13 protein-coding genes are annotated in these 17,726 nt (G+C 57.7%); 4 read left to right on the top strand and 9 right to left on the bottom strand.

Annotated elements, in window-relative coordinates:
• Positions 1-76: 76 nt before the first annotated feature.
• Both degP and dgt read right to left on the bottom strand, forming a co-directional pair.
• Positions 77-1,522: a serine endoprotease DegP gene (degP, locus tag M989_RS17960; protein ID WP_064547563.1), complete on the bottom strand. Its 1,446-nt coding sequence runs from the start codon at positions 1,520-1,522 to the stop codon at positions 77-79.
• A 135-nt stretch (positions 1,523-1,657) separates the two neighbouring features.
• Positions 1,658-3,172, bottom strand: a complete 1,515-nt coding sequence (dgt, locus tag M989_RS17955; RefSeq protein WP_064547561.1) for a dGTPase — start codon at positions 3,170-3,172, stop codon at positions 1,658-1,660.
• 83 nt (positions 3,173-3,255) lie between these two features.
• Here dgt and mtnN point away from each other — a divergent pair, with 83 nt between their 5' ends.
• The 3 genes from mtnN to M989_RS17940 are packed head-to-tail and all read left to right on the top strand — an operon-like array spanning position 3,256 to position 5,385.
• Complete coding sequence (gene mtnN / locus M989_RS17950; protein ID WP_064547559.1) at positions 3,256-3,954, top strand: 5'-methylthioadenosine/S-adenosylhomocysteine nucleosidase; 699 nt, start codon at positions 3,256-3,258, stop codon at positions 3,952-3,954.
• The gene (gene btuF, locus M989_RS17945; protein ID WP_064547557.1) at positions 3,947-4,747 is read left to right on the top strand and encodes a vitamin B12 ABC transporter substrate-binding protein BtuF; all 801 of its coding nucleotides are present in this window, start codon (positions 3,947-3,949) and stop codon (positions 4,745-4,747) included. The genes mtnN and btuF overlap by 8 nt, the downstream gene beginning before the upstream one ends.
• 14 nt (positions 4,748-4,761) lie before the next feature.
• Complete coding sequence (locus tag M989_RS17940; RefSeq protein ID WP_064547555.1) at positions 4,762-5,385, top strand: TRIC cation channel family protein; 624 nt, start codon at positions 4,762-4,764, stop codon at positions 5,383-5,385.
• A gap of 141 nt (positions 5,386-5,526) precedes the next feature.
• On the opposite strand, the gene erpA is transcribed toward M989_RS17940, so the two are convergent.
• Both erpA and clcA read right to left on the bottom strand, forming a co-directional pair.
• Entirely contained in the window at positions 5,527-5,871 is a 345-nt protein-coding gene (gene erpA, locus M989_RS17935; protein WP_064547553.1) for an iron-sulfur cluster insertion protein ErpA, read from the bottom strand.
• An 82-nt stretch (positions 5,872-5,953) separates the two neighbouring features.
• Positions 5,954-7,372 (bottom strand): H(+)/Cl(-) exchange transporter ClcA, encoded by a 1,419-nt coding sequence (gene clcA / locus M989_RS17930; RefSeq protein WP_077248564.1) that lies wholly within the window; start codon positions 7,370-7,372, stop codon positions 5,954-5,956.
• A 181-nt stretch (positions 7,373-7,553) separates the two neighbouring features.
• On the opposite strand from clcA, the gene hemL reads away from it, so the two are divergent.
• Entirely contained in the window at positions 7,554-8,834 is a 1,281-nt protein-coding gene (gene hemL / locus M989_RS17925) for a glutamate-1-semialdehyde 2,1-aminomutase (protein WP_064547551.1), read from the top strand.
• Positions 8,835-8,991: 157 nt separating this feature from the next.
• On the opposite strand, the gene fhuB is transcribed toward hemL, so the two are convergent.
• From fhuB to mrcB, 5 genes are all read right to left on the bottom strand, one after another.
• Positions 8,992-10,974, bottom strand: a complete 1,983-nt coding sequence (gene fhuB / locus M989_RS17920) for a Fe(3+)-hydroxamate ABC transporter permease FhuB (protein WP_064547549.1) — start codon at positions 10,972-10,974, stop codon at positions 8,992-8,994.
• On the bottom strand, positions 10,971-11,861 hold the full coding sequence (gene fhuD, locus M989_RS17915; protein ID WP_064547547.1) for a Fe(3+)-hydroxamate ABC transporter substrate-binding protein FhuD: 891 nt from the start codon (positions 11,859-11,861) through the stop codon (positions 10,971-10,973). Before fhuD ends, fhuB begins: the two co-directional genes overlap by 4 nt.
• Entirely contained in the window at positions 11,861-12,658 is a 798-nt protein-coding gene (gene fhuC / locus M989_RS17910; RefSeq protein WP_064547545.1) for a Fe3+-hydroxamate ABC transporter ATP-binding protein FhuC, read from the bottom strand. The genes fhuD and fhuC overlap by 1 nt, the downstream gene beginning before the upstream one ends.
• A gap of 48 nt (positions 12,659-12,706) precedes the next feature.
• A complete protein-coding gene (fhuA, locus tag M989_RS17905; RefSeq protein WP_064547544.1) occupies positions 12,707-14,911 on the bottom strand; it encodes a ferrichrome porin FhuA in 2,205 nt (734 codons plus the stop codon).
• A gap of 226 nt (positions 14,912-15,137) precedes the next feature.
• A complete protein-coding gene (gene mrcB / locus M989_RS17900; RefSeq protein WP_064547542.1) occupies positions 15,138-17,681 on the bottom strand; it encodes a bifunctional glycosyl transferase/transpeptidase in 2,544 nt (847 codons plus the stop codon).
• Positions 17,682-17,726: the final 45 nt, after the last annotated feature.

Here is a 17,726-nt window from a genome sequence, read left to right as displayed (position 1 = left end):
TATGGAGTTGTGGGGAACTTCACATTACGAAAGGAAGAAACCCTTTCCCCGCCAGGGGAAAGGGTTGAGGTCATGATTACTGCATCAGCAGGTAGATAGAGCTATCACCACGCTGAATGTTCAGCGCCAGAACGGACGGCTTGCTGTCGAGGATTTTGCGCAGCTCGGCGATGTTTTTCACTGCCTGCTGGTTCGCGCCCACGATAACGTCGCCTTTCTTCAGACCAATCTGCGCGGCCGGGGTACCGGCTTTCACCGCGTTAACCACCACGCCTTTATCCTGGCCTTTGTTGCTCATTTCCGCACCTTCAATCCCATTGAAGATACTGCTGGACTCTACCTGAGTCTGACTGCTCTGCTGCAGTTCCAGATTCACCGTGACCGGCTTGCCGTCGCGCAGCAGACCGAGGGTAATTTTGCTGCCCACCGGCATGGTGCCCACCTGGGCACGCAGCGCCGCGAAGCTGCTGATCGGCTTACCGTTCAGGGCGGTAATCACGTCACCGGCTTTAATGCCCGCTTTCGCCGCAGAGGAGTTCGGCATGACCTGGCTCACGAAAGCGCCGCGCTGCGCGTCAACTTTCATTGCTTTCGCCAGTTCAGAGTTCAGCTCGGTGCCCATAATGCCCAGTTCACCGCGTTTTACCTGGCCGAATTTCACCATCTGATCGGTCAGGTTTTTCACCATATTGCTTGGAATGGCGAAGCCGATACCGATGTTGCCACCGTCCGGTGCAAGGATCGCGGTGTTGATACCAATCAATTCACCGTTCAGGTTCACCAGCGCGCCGCCGGAGTTACCGCGGTTGATCGCCGCATCGGTCTGGATAAAGTTTTCGTAGTTTTCGACGTTCAGGCCGCTACGACCCAGCGCCGAAACGATACCGGAAGTGACGGTTTCGCCCAGACCAAACGGGTTACCAATCGCCACGGTGTAGTCGCCCACGCGCAGAGCATCGGAGTCCGCCAGCTTAATTGCCGTCAGGTTTTTCGGATCCTGAATCTGAATCAGCGCGATATCCGAGCGCGGATCTTTGCCAACCACTTTGGCGTCGAACTTACGTCCATCGCTCAGTTGTACCTTAATCACGTTGGCGTTATCAACCACATGGTTGTTGGTGACGACGTAGCCTTTGGCGGCGTCAATCACCACGCCAGAACCCAGTGCCATAAATTTCTGTTGCTGCTGCGGCTGGGCGCCACCGTTACCGCCGTCCGGGCCAGCCCCCTGGCAGAAAGGCGAGCTCTGGAACGGTGAACCGTCCTGACAGAACGGCGAGTTGTCGCCGAAGAACTGCTGGAAATTACGGCCCATACGCGGCGTGTTTACCGTTGTGCTGCCCTCAACATTAATGCTGACGACAGACGGCATCACTTTTTCCAGCATCGGCGCCAGGCTAGGCATAGGCTGGGCAGCGGATGCGGTAGAAGATGCCGTCTCGGCCGCGCTAGCGGACAACGGAGACAGAGCCAGACTTAAACTAAGAGCCAGAGCACTCATTGCTAACGTGGTTTTTTTCATGTGTTTCAATCTCAATATCAGATTACGCAAAATTGCTGTGTTCGTGACTATCAGATTCACTTTATGACACTAAGTTCCATTCAACCGCACGTGGGAAAAGTAAAAATTTATTGAGCGTCTTTACAAAACTTCTGATTATTCCACGGCCATCAGCCGTCGATATTCATCCCACGCGTAGAGGTCGGTCATTCCGCTGATATAATCCTGAAGCAAACGACAACGGTAATAATATTCCATCACCGGAAATTCAAGGGCATCGCGTGAAATTTTATTAATAGCCTCAACATAAGCTAAACGATGTCGCGTTGAGAGCTTGCAAAAAAGACGGGATTCGATAGGTAACCGACGTACCCGTTCGTGTTCCACCAGCTCGCTGAAATCGCTTAAGGATAATTTAAGCAACGGTGCGTAGATATCCAGTAGGCCACCAATAACCCGGTAGCCCTGCAATTCCAGCTGTTCAACTTCATGATGACTAAACACATGTTTTATTGCCACATTTTTATAAAGATTAAGCAGCTGACTATAGCTGCTTTCATCTTCCAGCAGCGCGTGATTAAAGTCACCCGCATAAATTTGTGGTAGATTCTCAATAAACCGCTGTGCCGCATAAGGCACCAGTTTATTTAATGTATTCACGCGTAAATACATAAAGAACTGATCTTCAGTACTGCGGCTTAACGAATTAGCGCGAGATTTATCCCAGGCATTTTCCACGACCAGCGCGAACAGTGAACCTTTTGTATGCTCCGGCCAGGAATCGTATAAATGCTGATACAGCTGCTCAACGCTGAAGATACGTTTTTCAACGGCATCCTCAAGATCCGCCACGCAATAAGAGATATCATCGGCAGCCTCCATAATCCAGGTTAATGGAAAACGATTGTAAGGTGCTAAATCCAGTTCTTTACGCAAGCGCGAAATATAACCTTCTTCGGCCAGATAGTAGCCCGGTTTTTTCATTAAATAGCTGTGGGTCACCGGCGTCTCACCCACCCACCAGGCCGGGCGCGTATATTTCAGGATGCACCCTACCTGCGCCCAGGTCAGGTTCATACGCATCAGCGTATGCACCATCCGAACCCCTTGCGCATTACCTTCAAAGTGGCACAGGTCCTGACGCACCTTACGGCGCAATTCATTCAGCGTTTCTTCACCTTCACGCAACTGGAGGCTCACCACTTCACAGCGGTCGTGGCTCAGAGGCTGGCGCAGCGCATCCTTCGGTGCCAGGCGCTGGCTGAACCAGTCATTGATTGCCGCTTCACCAAAGTGACCAAACGGCGGATTGCCGATATCATGCATCAGGCAGGCCATCTCAACGATGCTTTCAAACGGCCCGGTCAGCTCATCCAGCCCGTAGGCCTCTAACTGCTTTTTCTCTTTCAGGCGGCTTAAAATCTCTTTGGCAATATAGCGGCCTACCTGCTGGACCTCCATCGAGTGAGTGAGGCGCGTGCGAACGGCCGCGTTACGCTCCAGCGGAAACACCTGGGTTTTCTGCTGCAAACGGCGAATCGCCGGCGAGTTGATGATGCGCCCACGGTCACTCTCAAAAATGCGCAGGATCTCATGCTCCGAGCTGACGCCTTGCGGTGAACGATAGCGCCGACGCCAGTTAATTTTGTTGCGAAAATCAATCTTAGCCATAGCCTCTCCGTCGCGAGAAATGCGCTTCCCCTGAACCGCATGATAGACTATGCCTTTAAACATGGCACATCGCGAGTAAATCTATGAAAATCGGCATTATTGGCGCAATGGAAGAAGAAGTTACGCTGCTGCGTGACAAAATCGAAAATCGTCAGACCATCGCCCTCGGCGGCAGTGAAATCTACACCGGCCAGTTGAACGGCGTTGACGTTGCTCTGCTGAAGTCAGGCATTGGTAAAGTTGCGGCCGCGATGGGCGCAGCCCTGCTGCTGGAGCGCTGCCAGCCGGACGTTATCATCAACACCGGTTCCGCGGGCGGTCTGGCGCCGACGCTGAAAGTCGGTGATATCGTGGTCTCCGATGAAGCGCGCTATCACGATGCCGACGTCACCGCTTTCGGCTACGAAATCGGCCAGATGGCCGGCTGCCCGGCGGCGTTCAAAGCCGACGATAAGCTCATTGCCGCAGCCGAAACCTGCATCAAGGCGCTGGATCTGAACGCGGTACGCGGCCTGATCGTCAGCGGCGACGCCTTCATTAACGGCGCCGAAGGGCTGGCGAAAATTCGTCGCAACTTCCCGCAGGCCATTGCCGTTGAGATGGAAGCCACCGCCATTGCCCACGTTTGCCACAGCTTTGCCGTGCCGTTCGTGGTGGTGCGCGCCATCTCCGACGTTGCCGACAAAGAATCCCACCTGAGCTTTGACGAATTCCTGGCGGTTGCCGCGAAGCAGTCGACGCTGATGGTTGAAACGCTGGTGCAGAAACTCGCACATGGCTAAGCGCTTGATGACAGGGCTGCTGGCCCTGCTGTTTAGCGCCCCGGCGTGGCTCTATGCCGCGCCGCGGGTTATCTCCCTCTCCCCTGCCAATACCGAACTGGCCTTTGCCGCCGGGATCACGCCCGTTGGCGTTAGCGCCTGGTCCGACTATCCCGCCGCTGCCAAAGCTATCGAGCAGGTCGCCTCCTGGCAAGGCATCAACCTTGAGCGCATCGTGGCGCTGCATCCGGACGTCGTGCTGGCGTGGAAGGAAGGCAATGCCGAGCGCCAGGTTAATCAACTGCAGTCGCTTGGGATTACCGTGCTGTGGATTGACTCACACAGTATTGAAGATATCGCCGCCGCGCTACGCAAGCTGGCACAGTGGAGCCCGCAGCCGGAAAAAGCCGAGCAGGCCGCCGCCGCGCTGATGCACGACTACACTCAACTGAAGGCGCAGTACGCCAACGCGCCGAAAAAGCGCGTGTTTATGCAGTTCGGTTTCAACCCCATTTTCACCAGTAACAAAAGCGCAATTCAAAACCAGGTGCTGGAGATTTGTGGCGGTCAGAACATCTTTGCCGACAGCCGCGTCGCCTGGCCGCAGGTGAGCCGTGAGCAGGTACTGACGCGTCAGCCGCAGGCCATTGTCGCCGCCGGTGACGAGAGCCAGATTCCGAAAATTCAGCGCTACTGGGCCAGTCAGCTTACAATCCCGGTTATTCCCCTTAATAGTGACTGGTTTGAACGGGCAAGCCCACGTATTATCCTCGCCGCAAAACAACTCTGTACTGCGCTGGCGCAGGTTCATTAATTGGGTAATTGGTCATGCTTGTCTACTGGCTTGATATTGTTGGCACCATAGTTTTCGCCGTCTCCGGCGTGTTGCTGGCGGGGAAATTGCGCATGGATCCCTTCGGCGTGCTGGTTCTGGGCGTCGTCACCGCGGTGGGGGGCGGAACGATTCGCGATATGGCGCTCGCCAACGGCCCGGTATTCTGGGTAAAAGACCCCACCGACCTGGTTGTGGCGATGGTGACCTGTATGCTGACCATCGTGCTGGTGCGCCAACCGCGCCGCCTGCCAAAGTGGGTGCTACCGGTGCTCGACGCCGTCGGGCTGGCGGTGTTCGTGGGTATCGGCGTCAATAAAGCGTTTATCGCGCACTCAGGGCCGCTGGTCGCGGTGTGCATGGGCGTGGTGACCGGCGTCGGCGGTGGGATTATTCGTGACGTGCTGGCGCGCGAAGTGCCGATGATTCTGCGCACCGAAATCTACGCCACCGCCTGTATTATTGGCGGCATCGTCCACGCGACGGCCTATTACACCTTCAAGGTACCGCTGGAAAACGCCAGTATGATGGGGATGGTGGTGACGCTGGCCATTCGCCTTGCCGCCATTCGCTGGCACCTCAAGCTGCCGACCTTTGCACTGGATGATAACGGACGCTGATTGCCGGATGGCGCTGCGCTTATCCGGCCAACCATCCGGTGTAGCCCGGCCAGGCGCTGCGCCGCCGGGGAGCCCCGGAAGCCAGGATGACAACAAAAAGCCCACTCTCGGTGGGCTTTTTAAACTATCTGGTCAACAGGCTTAGATGCTGAAGGAAGAACCGCAGCCGCAGGTGCTGGTCGCGTTCGGGTTGGTCACGATAAAACGTGAACCTTCCAGACCTTCGGTATAGTCAACGGAACCGCCTACCAGATACTGCAGGCTCATTGGATCAACCACCAGGCCAACGCCCTGTTTTTCAATGGTCATATCGCCTTCGTTGACCTGATCGTCAAAGGTAAAACCGTACTGGAAGCCGCTGCAGCCGCCGCCCGTGATGTACACGCGCAGCTTCAGGTTTGGATTCTCTTCATCCGCAATCAGGACTTTTACTTTTTTGGCTGCGGCGTCGGTAAACTCCAGCGGCAGCGCTACGTCATCACTCATTTTATGCTCCCATTACTACAGCTAGTCTGGGCAAATAGTAACCCGACTCTTTGGGTCATTATCTAATACCCTGGTAAATCGTTCAAGTATTCTCCCCAGCAACCTGCCGGGCTTTTGCCTCTTGCTCGGCTTCCTGCTTGGCCAACGTACGCGCCAGGATAGTGGCATAAAGCGGCTGCCCACCGAGGAATTGTGCTAATAGCGTGGCACCGAGCCCGGTGATAATCATTGGCAAAATGAGCTGATAGTTATCGGTCATCTCCAGCACCAGCACAATTCCGGTTAACGGTGCGCGAACGGAAGCCGCCAGCAGCGCGCCCATCCCGGCAATAGCGAAGGTCCCCGCATCCAGATGGTAGGCCGGAAACAGACTCGCTGCCGCCGTACCAAACGCGGTCCCCAGCAGCGTCCCCAACGCCAGCATTGGTGCGAAAATCCCGCCGGGCGCGCCGGAGGAGAAGCACAGCAGCGTGGTCGCCACACGAACCAGAAACAGGCACAGCAGCGCGCCGATAGTGTAGTTACCCGCCGCCGCAATCGGGATCAGGGTAAAGCCGCCGCCCGATGCCGCCGGTTGAATCAGCCCCAGTACGCCGCAGCAACCGCCGATCAGTCCGCCAATCAGCACCCATTTTTTAATATTTCCGCCGTGGATGCGGAAAAACATATCCTGGGTCTTCAGCACCATGGTATTGAACAGCGGCCCAAAACAGCCGAACACAATGCCCAGCACCATATACAGCCACAGCGTATTGACCGGCGCGTTGCTCAGCTTACCGACCTCAATCACCGGCGTTTCGCCGTTGAAGATACGGAACACAATGCTCGACATGATAACGCCGGTAAACACCGCTTTAATTGAAATCAGGCTGTAGCGGAACTGCGGTCGCATCTCTTCAATAATGAACAGTATGCCCGCCAGCGGTGCGTTAAAAGCCGCCGACAGGCCCGCCGCCGCGCCGGTTGCCAGCAGGGTGTGGCGCGCTTCTTCGCCGCGCTGGCGGAAGATATCACTCACCATGCGCCCCACGTTGCCGCCAATCTGCACCGTTGGCCCTTCGCGGCCCAGCACCATACCGGCACCGAGCGTGCCCATGCCGCCGATAAATTTCACCGGCAACACGCGCCACCAGCGCACCGGACGTAGCTCTTCCAGCGCGCCTTCAATTTCCGGGATTCCCGAGCCACCGGCCTCCTGCGCAAAGCGACGCACCAGCCAGTAACCCACCATTGCCAGCAGCGCCGACAGAATAAAGGCCAGCGGCCAAACGATAAACCAATGGTCAGCCACCTGCGCCAGCGTGCCAATACGCGCGTTCATCACCCAGTTCACCGCATGCTCAAACGCCACGCCGACTAACCCCACCAGCGCGCCAACCACGGCGGCCATCAGGAGCACCATCAGCGGCGTTTTATCGCGGTTCAACAATTTACGCACCACGTCACGGCGGCGTAAACGGACAATCCGTTGTGCCTCTAAAGGGGGTATTTCAGCTTTCATACCGTCATCACTAATTGGTAATACAACCAGGAAGGGGGAGCATTTTACCCACACCTGTGCGCTACGTCGCGAAAAAATTGCTTCAGGAGGGCTTTGTTGCAATCAGGCAAAAATTTCATAACCTCTACGGAATAATTTAGAATAGCGGACAAAACATTTTTCACGAACCAGGATCCTGGCAATGAGCAAATCTGAAAACCTCTATAGCGCAGCGCGTGAACTCATCCCCGGCGGCGTCAACTCGCCGGTACGCGCCTTCACCGGCGTTGGCGGCACGCCGCTGTTTATTGAACGCGCAGACGGCGCCTACCTGTACGACGTCGATGGTAAAGCCTATATCGATTACGTCGGCTCCTGGGGGCCAATGGTACTGGGGCATAACCATCCGGCTATCCGCAACGCGGTCATTGAAGCGGCCGAGCGCGGCCTGAGCTTCGGCGCGCCGACCGAAATGGAAGTGACCATGGCGAAACTGGTAACCGAACTGGTGCCCACCATGGACATGGTCCGTATGGTCAACTCCGGTACCGAAGCCACCATGAGCGCCATCCGCCTGGCCCGCGGCTTCACGGGCCGCGACAAAATCATCAAGTTTGAAGGCTGCTACCACGGTCATGCCGACTGCCTGCTGGTGAAAGCCGGTTCCGGCGCGCTGACGCTCGGCCAACCGAATTCACCGGGTGTACCGGCAGACTTCGCCAAACATACCCTCACCTGCACCTATAACGATCTGGCTTCCGTGCGCGCGGCCTTCGAGCAGTATCCGCAGGAGATTGCCTGCATTATCGTTGAGCCGGTCGCCGGCAACATGAACTGCATCCCACCGCAGCCGGCGTTCCTGCCGGGCCTGCGTGCGCTGTGCGATGAGTTTGGCGCGCTGCTGATCATCGACGAGGTCATGACCGGCTTCCGCGTCGCGCTGGCGGGCGCACAGTCCTACTACGACGTCGTGCCGGATCTGACCTGTCTGGGAAAAATCATCGGCGGCGGGATGCCGGTAGGTGCTTTCGGTGGCCGTCGCGACGTCATGGACGCGCTGGCGCCAACCGGTCCGGTTTACCAGGCGGGAACCCTGTCCGGTAACCCGATTGCAATGGCGGCGGGCTACGCTTGCCTGACCGAGGTGGCGCAGCCGGGCGTCCACGAGACGCTGACCGAGCTGACCAACCAGCTGGCCCAAGGCCTGCTGGATGCCGCACAAGACGCTGGCATCCCGCTGGTCGTCAACAATGTGGGCGGCATGTTCGGTATTTTCTTCACCGATGCCAAAGAAGTCACCTGCTATCAGGATGTGCTGAAGTGCGACGTTGAGCGCTTTAAGCGCTTCTTCCATCTGATGCTGGAAGAAGGCGTATACCTGGCGCCATCGGCCTTTGAGGCGGGCTTTATGTCGGTTGCCCACAGCGAAGAAGATATTGATAACACCATCGACGCGGCGCGTCGGGTGTTTGCCCAGCTGTAAGGGATATACGCGCAGTTCCCCCTCACCCTAGCCCTCTCCCCACCGGGGAGAGGGAACCGTTCGGAACAGCCTTCACCTACGGCTCCAGCCCGTTTTTCCCCCTCGCCCCTTTGGGGAGAGGGTCGGGGTGAGGGGGGACGTTCCCTCACCCTTTCATCTAGCGGCTCTGCTTCCTCAGCAGATAGATAAAGTACGGTGCGCCGATAAAGGTCGACAACAGCCCCGCGGGCACCTGATACGGAAACATAAGCATCCGTCCGCACCAATCCGCGAACACCAGCAGCAGGCCGCCCATCAAGGCGGAAATCACCATATGCGGCATCGTCCGTCGGAAGCCCATCATCCGTGCGATATGCGGCGCCATCAGACCGACAAAACTCAACGGCCCGATAGTCAGCGTCGCCGCCGCCGTCAGGCACGCCGCCAGCAACAGCAGCGCGATGCGGGTCGGCGCCAGCGCCATGCCGATCGACCGCGCCGTTTCACCGCCCAGCGGCAGAATGGTAAGCCAGCGACGGCACAGCGGTACCAGCAGCAGTAGAACCACCATCGCGGCCGCCGACTGCATCACCTGCTTGCCGGTGGCGTTGTAAGTCGAGCCGGAAATCCACGTCAAAATCTGCGCCATACGCGGGTCGCCGCTCGCCTGTAGCATCATCAGCAACATGGTGAATGCGGTACTCAACGCCATCCCCGCCAGCAGCATACGGTGCGGCGAGAAGCCGCCGCGCCCGGCTGCAATCAGGATAATCAGCAGGGTGACCGCTGCGCCCACGCTCCCGGCAGGCAACAGCCAGCCAAAGGCGTTGCCCGGCACGATAAACAGCATCAGCACCACGCCAAATGCCGCACCGGAGCTAATACCCAGCACTTCCGGGCTGGCCATTGGGTTACCGGTCAAACGCTGAATAATGCAGCCCGCGACCGCCAGCATTATCCCGGCGATCAGCGCGGAGGCAATACGCGGCCAGCGCCACTGGAGCAGCTGATCCAGCAGTGAACCGCTGGCCCAGTGCCAGCCATAAGCGTCACGCCCCAGGGACAGCGCGGCAAACACAGCAATGAACAGGAGGACTAACCCGCCCAGCGCAAACCACGCGACGTTCTGCCGCTCACGGGCGACACTGTCGCTGGCGTTCATTGCTGGCGCGCTCATGCTGCGCAAACGCGGCAACAGCCACAGCAACAGCGGCGCGCCAATCAGCGCGGTGACGGAGCCGGTAGAGACCTCCATCCAGACTCGCGACAGCCACAGAATCAGTTGATCGGAGAGCCACAGGATCAGCGCGCCAATCAACGGCGCCAACAGCAGTCGGGAGAGCAAACGCCGCGCCCCCAGCATTTTCGCCAGCAGCGGCGCAAACAGGCCGATAAAACCAATAATCCCCACCGCGTTAACCAGCAAGGCGCTGATGACGATCGCCAGCGTTAGTGCCCCCAGACGAGCCAGCGACAGCGCCAGCCCGAGGTTACGGGCCACGCCGTCATCCAGCCCCATCAGCGTCAGCGGACGCAGCAGCAGCAACGTCAGCATCACGCCGCCCAGCAGCTGCGGCCACAAACGCTGCACCACGCTCCAGTCGGTCTGCGTCAGCGTGCCGGTGCTCCACAGGAACATGCTTTGCAGCTGGTCATGGTGGAAAATCACCAGCAATTGGTTGATGGCGCCACAGTAGAGGCTCACCACCAGACCGGCGAGAATCAGCGTGACCGGCGAAAGCCGTTTACCCCACGCGACGCCAAACACCAGCGCCCCGACGATGCAGGCTCCCGCCAGCGCGGCAAATTGTGCCGCCAGCACCCCCGGTATCGCCCACAGAGTGGTGATGGTCATACCGAGCTGCGCGCCAGTGGCCACGCCAAGTGTCGTCGGTTCTGCCAGTGGGTTACGCAAAACCTGCTGGAACAGCACGCCGACCAGCCCCAGACCCGCCCCCACCAGCAGCGCAATCGCCAGGCGCGGCAGCAGGCTGTAGTGGAAAATCATCTGGTCAATGGCGTCGATATTCGGCTGACGCATCGCCTGCAACCAGAGCGAACCCGGCAGCGCGGTGCTGAAGTTAAACCAGGTCAGCGCCAACGCAGCAATAAACAACAGACCCAGCAGCAGTGCTGCAAAGGGAGAGAAAGTCGTTTTCACGCATTGCCTCCCAACGAATTATCCAGGATGCGGGCAAAATGCATCGCCGATAGCGTGGCGCCATAGAACCAGACCGCCGGTACGACCTGCATGCGGCCAGCGCGTACAAACGGCATCGCCTGCCATAACGGCGTGGCGGACAAGCTGCGCATTTCCGCAGCGTTACCGTGATCGAAACAAATCACATCGACATCTTTATAGGCCGCCAGACGGTCAATCCCCACGACCGTACTGCCCCAGAAGTTGGTTTCCCCCTGCCAGGCGTTTTTGACTCCCAGACGGTCGAGAACCTCCTGGAACAGGCAGTTCGGGCCAAACGCCAGCACATGACGCGAATCGAGCAGCGATATCATCAGCAGCGGGCGCTCCCCACGCTGGCGGAAACGCGGCTTCAGTCCATCGATAAAGGCATCAAACTCCGCCAGATGGCGATGTGCAGCCGCCTGTTTACCCAGCAGGTCGGCCATCTCCAGCAGGGAGCGACGCGCCTGGGCCAGCGGTTGTTTACCGTCGCTGAACGCGAAACCGCGCCCCGGCGCGATGCGCGCCAGAATCTCCGGCGAAGGGCCGTAGCCTGCCGACCACACCAGCATCGACGGCTTCATTTGCGTCAGCAGCTCCAGATTCGGCTCCGTGCGCAGGCCAACATCAATCACCGAATCCGGCAGCACCGGCTCGTTGACCCACATACGGTAGTTGGGTATATCCGCGACGCCGTAGGGCGTGACGCCCAGCGCCAGCATCAGCTCAACGGGTAACCATTCCAGCGCCACAATACGTTCGTTTTTCATCGGCGCGGCCTGTGCCATTTGCATCCGCCACAACAGCGGCGACAGCGCCATCGCCGTCAGCAACCGACGGCGGCTAATCAGGTTTACGTCAGCCATCAATAGACAAAACTTACCGGTGCAGCACCGGCTGGATGTGGCAGAATCCCCATCGGGATACCATAAATGCGTTCCAGCGTGTCGCTGCGCATCAGTTCATCCGGCGTGCCCTGGGCAATCATTTCGCCGCCGCGCAGTGCCACCAGATAGTCGCAGTAACGCGCCGCCATATTGATATCGTGCAACACCGCGACGACGGTCAGGCCGCGCTGCTGGCTCAGGCGATGTACCAATGCCAGCACATCGACCTGATGCGCGATGTCCAGCGCAGAGGTCGGTTCATCAAGCAGCAGGCAGCGGCTATCCTGCGCGACCAGCATGGCGATCCATGCACGCTGACGCTCACCGCCGGACAGACTGTCGACCAGACGCTGTGCCAGCGGCTTCAGCCCCACTAGCGCAATCGCCTCATCCACCTTTTCACGGTCGGCAACGCCAAAACGACCTAGCGCACCGTGCCATGGGTAGCGGCCAATCGCGACCAGTTCGCGCACCGTCATCCCTTCTGCGGGCGGCAACTGCTGCGGCAGATAGGCGACCTTGCGGGCAAACGCTTTGCTGTTCCAGCTTTCGAGCGGCTGACCGTCAAGCAGGATCTCCCCTTCCGACGGCGGCTGATGGCGGCCAAGCATTTTCAGCAGGGTCGATTTGCCCGAGCCGTTATGGCCGATGAGCCCGGTCACTTTGCCCGCTGGAAAGGTTAAGGAGAGAGGATGAAGTAACGTGCGGCCTGGAACGCGAAAAACGACCTGTTCGAGAGAAAAGGTCGTATCTGAGTGAGTTGTGTTGTCCTGCATAACCGTCAACATGTTAAAGGGCGCGGAAAATCCGCGCCCAGGAGGTGGTTAGAAACGGAACGTTGCGGTCGCAACAACCTGACGCTCTGCGCCCCAGTAGCATGCATATTCGCTGTAGCAGCTGGAGACGTAATCACGGTCGAACAGGTTATTGACGTTAACGGCAACGGATGAGCCCGGTAAGCCGAAGCGACCCAGGTCATATTTCACCATCGCATCGGCAATTGCGTAACCTGCTACGCTAAACGCTTCATTTTTCTTCGCGGCAACGTTTTTGTAGTAGCTCACGGTGGAGCCGGTGTAACGCACGCCCGCACCGAAGGTCAGACCGCTCAGCGCCGTGTCGTAGAAGGTGTAATCCGTCCACAGGGAAGCCTGGTTACGTGGAACTTCTGCCGGACGCTTACCTTTGAAGGTCGTGTCTTCAGTGTACTCTGCGTCATTGTAGCTATAGGCAGCCGTCACGTTGATGTTTTCGTTAACCGCCGCTTTCGCTTCCAGCTCGATGCCACGAGAACGGATTTCCCCAGTTTGTATGCTGTACCAACCCGTCGTATCGTTTGGATCGGACGTCAGGTTTTTATTCTTGGTCAGTTGGTACACCGCGGCAGTCAGCACCACGGGCATATCTTTCGGTACATACTTCACGCCAGCCTCGTACTGCTTACCGCGAGAAGGATCGAATGGTTTACCTTCTTTTGTCGAGCCTGAAGTCGGTTCGAAAGATTCGCTATAGCTGAAATACGGAGAAATACCGTTATCAAAGAGATAGTTAATACCGCCACGCCAGGTAAATTGTTGGTCGTGGTTTTGCGCCAGAGAGTTGCTGGAACGAGTCAAGGTTGAAGCCATCGCGTAGTCATAGCGACCACCCAGCGTCAGCACCCATTTATTCCATTCCATTTGATCCTGCGCGTACAAACCGGTCTGCTCCATACGGTTCAGTACCGCATACAGCGAGTTAATGGCTACACCTGGATTGCCGTACTGCGGATTATTCATATCCAGCGCATTGGCTGAACCGTACTTCGCGTCAACATCGTTACGCATGCGAGAATAATCAACGCCGGTCAGCAGCGTGTGATCGACTTCGCCGGTCGCAAATTTAGATTGCAGCTGCGTATCAACGGTGAAGCCATTCAGATCTTCGTCAGAACGCACGTACTGACGGTTGATCTGACCCGGCGCAATATAGCCGTAACCATATACCGAGCGGTACAGCGTTTTCACCTGATCGTAGCGCAGGTTCTGGCGTACGGTGAAGGTGTCGTTAAATTCGTGAGAGAAGTTGTAGCCCACCATCTGCTGGCGACGCTGCATCTTGTTGTCTTTTTCACCTTCGTTGAAGTCGGTCGGCAGCTTGTGCGCGTTACCGTTGGCATCAACGTAAGGAACCACGGTGCCTTCACGCGGCAGCCAGCCGTAGTAACCCGCATCCGGATCGCTCTGGAAGTTACTCAGGAAGGTGAAGTCAGTTTTGTCATCCGGGCGCCAGCTGAAGGATGGTGCAACGGCGTAACGACTCGATTTCGCCATATCCTGCTGCGCATCCTGGCTGCGGCCTAAGCCGGTCAGACGGTAGGACCACACGCCAGCATCATCAATTGCATCACTGAAATCAAAGCCGGTCTGCCAGAGGTTATCCGTGCCCATCTTAAACTGGATTTCGCGCAGCGGTTCGGTGGTCGGGCGTTTGCTGACCATGCTGACGATACCGCCCGGGTTACTATTGCCATAAAGCACGGAGGTTGGCCCACGCATCACTTCAACGCGTTCCAGGAAATACGGGTCCATAGAAACTTCGGAGTAGTTATTCCCCTGAAGTTTCATACCATCCAGATACTGGTTGGTATTAACGGTCGTCGGCGCGACGAACCCACGAATTGAAACTACATCGTAAGTAGAAGAACTACCGCGTGTAGAGAAAACGCTCGGCGTGTAAGCCATCGCATCTTTGACGGTCGTCGGCTGGCGCATGTCCATTTCCTGACGGGTAATCACCGAAACAGACTGTGGCGTCTTCTCAATCGGCGTATCCGTCTTGGTTGCCGTCGCGGAACGCTTTGCCGCGATCGTCGGTGCCGGGCCCCACGCGCTCTCTTGCGAAGCCGGAGCGGCGGTAACGGTGATGGTTTCTTCTTTCGGTCGTTCTGCTGCCTGCGCGTAAACAGACATGCCGCTAACCGCTGTGGCTACTACAACTGCGAGTTTACGCAGCGAGTGGGTTGGCTGAGCAGTTTTAAGACGTGCCATGGGTATTTCTCTGATGAAGTGAATGATAACGTAAACGAGAATTATTATTATAACGAGCAGCATGATAGGCGAAAAAATGCGGTGATAGCAAGCAATACGCGCCCCTACAAAAACTAAGGGGTTAAGAAACCAACAGATGAAATAATGAGGTTAAAAAAAAGAAAAAACCTGGATATAAAAAAGCCTCTGTCAGAAACAGAGGCCTTTGAGTGGGTGCCGTACGCGATTAATTTCCGCCGAACATATCCTTGAGCCAGCCGGCGACGCCGTCGCTCTCTTTCTTCTCTTGCTGCGCCGGTTGCTGCTGCTGCTGCTGTTGCTGCTGCGGCTGCGATGAAGACGAGTCAAACGGGTTCGTCGACTGCTGCTGTTCTATCTGCTGCTGGCTTTGCTGACACAGCGCATCCGGGTCGGTCGTCCAGACCGGCAGCATCCGCATGCCGCCACCGCCGCAGATAAAGTTACCGCCTTCATCCACGCCCATATTGACCACATCTTCCGGCGGCGTCAGATCCAGCGCAATCGGCGACTCGCTTGCCAGATAGCGCTGATAGATAGACATCGCACCGCTCGCGCCGTACAGCTTGGTCGGCTGGTTATTATCGCGGCCTACCCAGGTGATCACCACTTCACGACCATCGATGCCGGCAAACCAGGTATCGACGTTGTTGTTGGTGGTCCCGGTTTTCCCTGCCAGATGCAGGTTCGGGTATTTCGCGCCCAATTGACGACCGGTGCCGCGCTGAACCACCTGCTGCATAGTCCACAGCGTCATGTACGCCGCCTGTGCCGGAACCGCACGCTCGGCCTGCGGGAAGCTCTGGTACAGCACGGTACCGTCTTCCGCAATCACCGAACGCAGCGCCGACAGCGTGGCACGATTACCGCCGCTGGCGATAGTCTGGAACGCCTGCGCCACTTCAATTGGCGTCAGGTTCAGCGCCCCAAGCAGCATCGCCGGAACGGGGTGCAGCTGATCCTTCGACACGCCCAGCTTCAGCCAGGTATCGGTGACCGCTGGTAACCCAAGCGCCATGCCGAGGTTAACGGTCGGCACGTTCATCGAACGGGTCAGCGCATCCACCAGCATCACCTGACCGCTGTAGCGGCGATCGTCGTTCTGCGGCGACCACACCTGGCCATTTGGCTGGCGCAGGGCAATCGGCGCATCGGCGATCCAGGTGTTCAGACGGTACTGATTCGGCTGGCTCAGCGCGGTCAGGTAGGTTGCCGGCTTCGCCAGAGAACCGATGGAACGACGCGCCTGCATCGCACGGTTGTAGCCGGCAAACTGCGGCTCCGCGCCGCCGACCATGGCCCGTACTTCGCCGCTGAAGCGGTCAACGACCACCATCGCGGTTTCCAGATCGCTCAGTTTACGCTGCTTCTTCAGCGCCGGGATGCCTTCGGTGGCCGCTTTTTCAGCCGCATCCTGCGCAACGGAGTCAAAGGTGGTGAAAATCTTCACGCCGGAGAGATCTTTCACCTTGTCGCCCAGCTTCGCCTGCAGCTCCTGACGCACCATTTGCATAAACGCCGGCTGCGGTGAAATCACCCCGCCGCGCGGCTGCACGCCCAGCGGACGCGCGCTTAGCATGTCGTACAGCTCCTGGTCGATCACGTTCTGCTGCTGCAGCAGACGCAGCACCAGGTTACGACGTTCCAGCGCCAGTTTCGGGTTACGCCACGGGTTATAAATCGACGCCCCTTTTACCATACCTACCAGCAGCGCCTGCTGGTCGAGGCTCAGCTCTTCCACCGGACGGCCAAAGTAGTAGAGGCTCGCCAGCGGGAAGCCGCGGATTTCGTTGTCACCGCTCTGACCGAGGTACACCTCGTTCATATACAGCTCAAGAATGCGGTCCTTGCTGTAACGGGCGTCCATAATCAGCGCCATGTAGGCTTCGTTGGCCTTACGCCAGTAGGAACGCTCGCTGGACAGGAACAGGTTCTTCACCAGCTGCTGGGTCAGCGTACTCGCCCCCTGCACCGTTCGTCCGGCGGTCAGGTTCGCCAGCACCGCACGGCCCATGGAGTAGAAGCTGATACCGTCATGCTCGTAGAAGTGGCGGTCCTCGGTCGCAATCAGCGTATCGATAAGCAGGTCCGGGAAGCCGCTGCGCGGCACAAACAGACGCTGCTCGCCATTCGGCGAGGACATCATGGTGATCAACCGCGGATCGAGTCGGAAATAGCCGAACTGACGGTTGTTATCCATGTTTTCGATGCTATCCAGACGCGCGCCGTCGAAGGTCAGACGCGCACGCACCTGCCCCTCTTTGCTGTCCGGGAAATCGAACGGACGACGGATCATCTCGATGCTGCTCGCCTGCACGGTGAATTCACCGGGCCGCGTCATCGCCGTCACCTGACGATACTGAGTCGCCGTCAGCAGCTGAATCATCTCGTTCTTGCTGATAGCCATATCCGGCTCGAGGCTAACCATGCGGCCATACACCGCCGCCGGCAGCTGCCAGACTTTACCGTCAATGCGGCTACGGATTTTTTGATCCAGATAGACGCCATAGATAGCAATCAGTACCGCGAAGACGATCCCCAGTTTGACCAGGAACCAGAACCAGCGGCGTTTGCCGCGCGTTTTTTTCCCCTTGCCGCCTTTACGCGCACGTGGTTTTTCGTCGTCGTAGCCATCATCATCATAATCGTCGTCATACTCATCATCTCTGAGCTGTCGACGGCTTACCTTTTGTTTTGCCGGACGTGCAGGTTTGCCCTTCCGTCCAATCGGCTCGCGGTCATTCCCCGCCATGCTTTTTCTCCGCAACATTCAGGCATAAAGGCCTGATTCTCAATT

The sequence above is a fragment of the Kluyvera georgiana ATCC 51603 genome (assembly GCF_001654985.1).
Lineage (GTDB): Bacteria > Pseudomonadota > Gammaproteobacteria > Enterobacterales > Enterobacteriaceae > Kluyvera > Kluyvera georgiana.
This window is presented reverse-complemented; position numbering and strand designations above follow the sequence as displayed.

What these genes read in the sequence shown, in the direction of transcription:
- degP (WP_064547563.1), bottom strand. Translation starts at nt 1,522, where the DNA reads ATGAAAAAAACCACGTTAGCAATGAGTGCTCTGGCTCTTAGTTTAAGT.
- dgt (WP_064547561.1), bottom strand. Translation starts at nt 3,172, where the DNA reads ATGGCTAAGATTGATTTTCGCAACAAAATTAACTGGCGTCGGCGCTAT.
- mtnN (WP_064547559.1), top strand. Translation starts at nt 3,256, where the DNA reads ATGAAAATCGGCATTATTGGCGCAATGGAAGAAGAAGTTACGCTGCTG.
- btuF (WP_064547557.1), top strand. Translation starts at nt 3,947, where the DNA reads ATGGCTAAGCGCTTGATGACAGGGCTGCTGGCCCTGCTGTTTAGCGCC.
- M989_RS17940 (WP_064547555.1), top strand. Translation starts at nt 4,762, where the DNA reads ATGCTTGTCTACTGGCTTGATATTGTTGGCACCATAGTTTTCGCCGTC.
- erpA (WP_064547553.1), bottom strand. Translation starts at nt 5,871, where the DNA reads ATGAGTGATGACGTAGCGCTGCCGCTGGAGTTTACCGACGCCGCAGCC.
- clcA (WP_077248564.1), bottom strand. Translation starts at nt 7,372, where the DNA reads ATGAAAGCTGAAATACCCCCTTTAGAGGCACAACGGATTGTCCGTTTA.
- hemL (WP_064547551.1), top strand. Translation starts at nt 7,554, where the DNA reads ATGAGCAAATCTGAAAACCTCTATAGCGCAGCGCGTGAACTCATCCCC.
- fhuD (WP_064547547.1), bottom strand. Translation starts at nt 11,861, where the DNA reads ATGGCTGACGTAAACCTGATTAGCCGCCGTCGGTTGCTGACGGCGATG.
- fhuC (WP_064547545.1), bottom strand. Translation starts at nt 12,658, where the DNA reads ATGCAGGACAACACAACTCACTCAGATACGACCTTTTCTCTCGAACAG.
- fhuA (WP_064547544.1), bottom strand. Translation starts at nt 14,911, where the DNA reads ATGGCACGTCTTAAAACTGCTCAGCCAACCCACTCGCTGCGTAAACTC.
- mrcB (WP_064547542.1), bottom strand. Translation starts at nt 17,681, where the DNA reads ATGGCGGGGAATGACCGCGAGCCGATTGGACGGAAGGGCAAACCTGCA.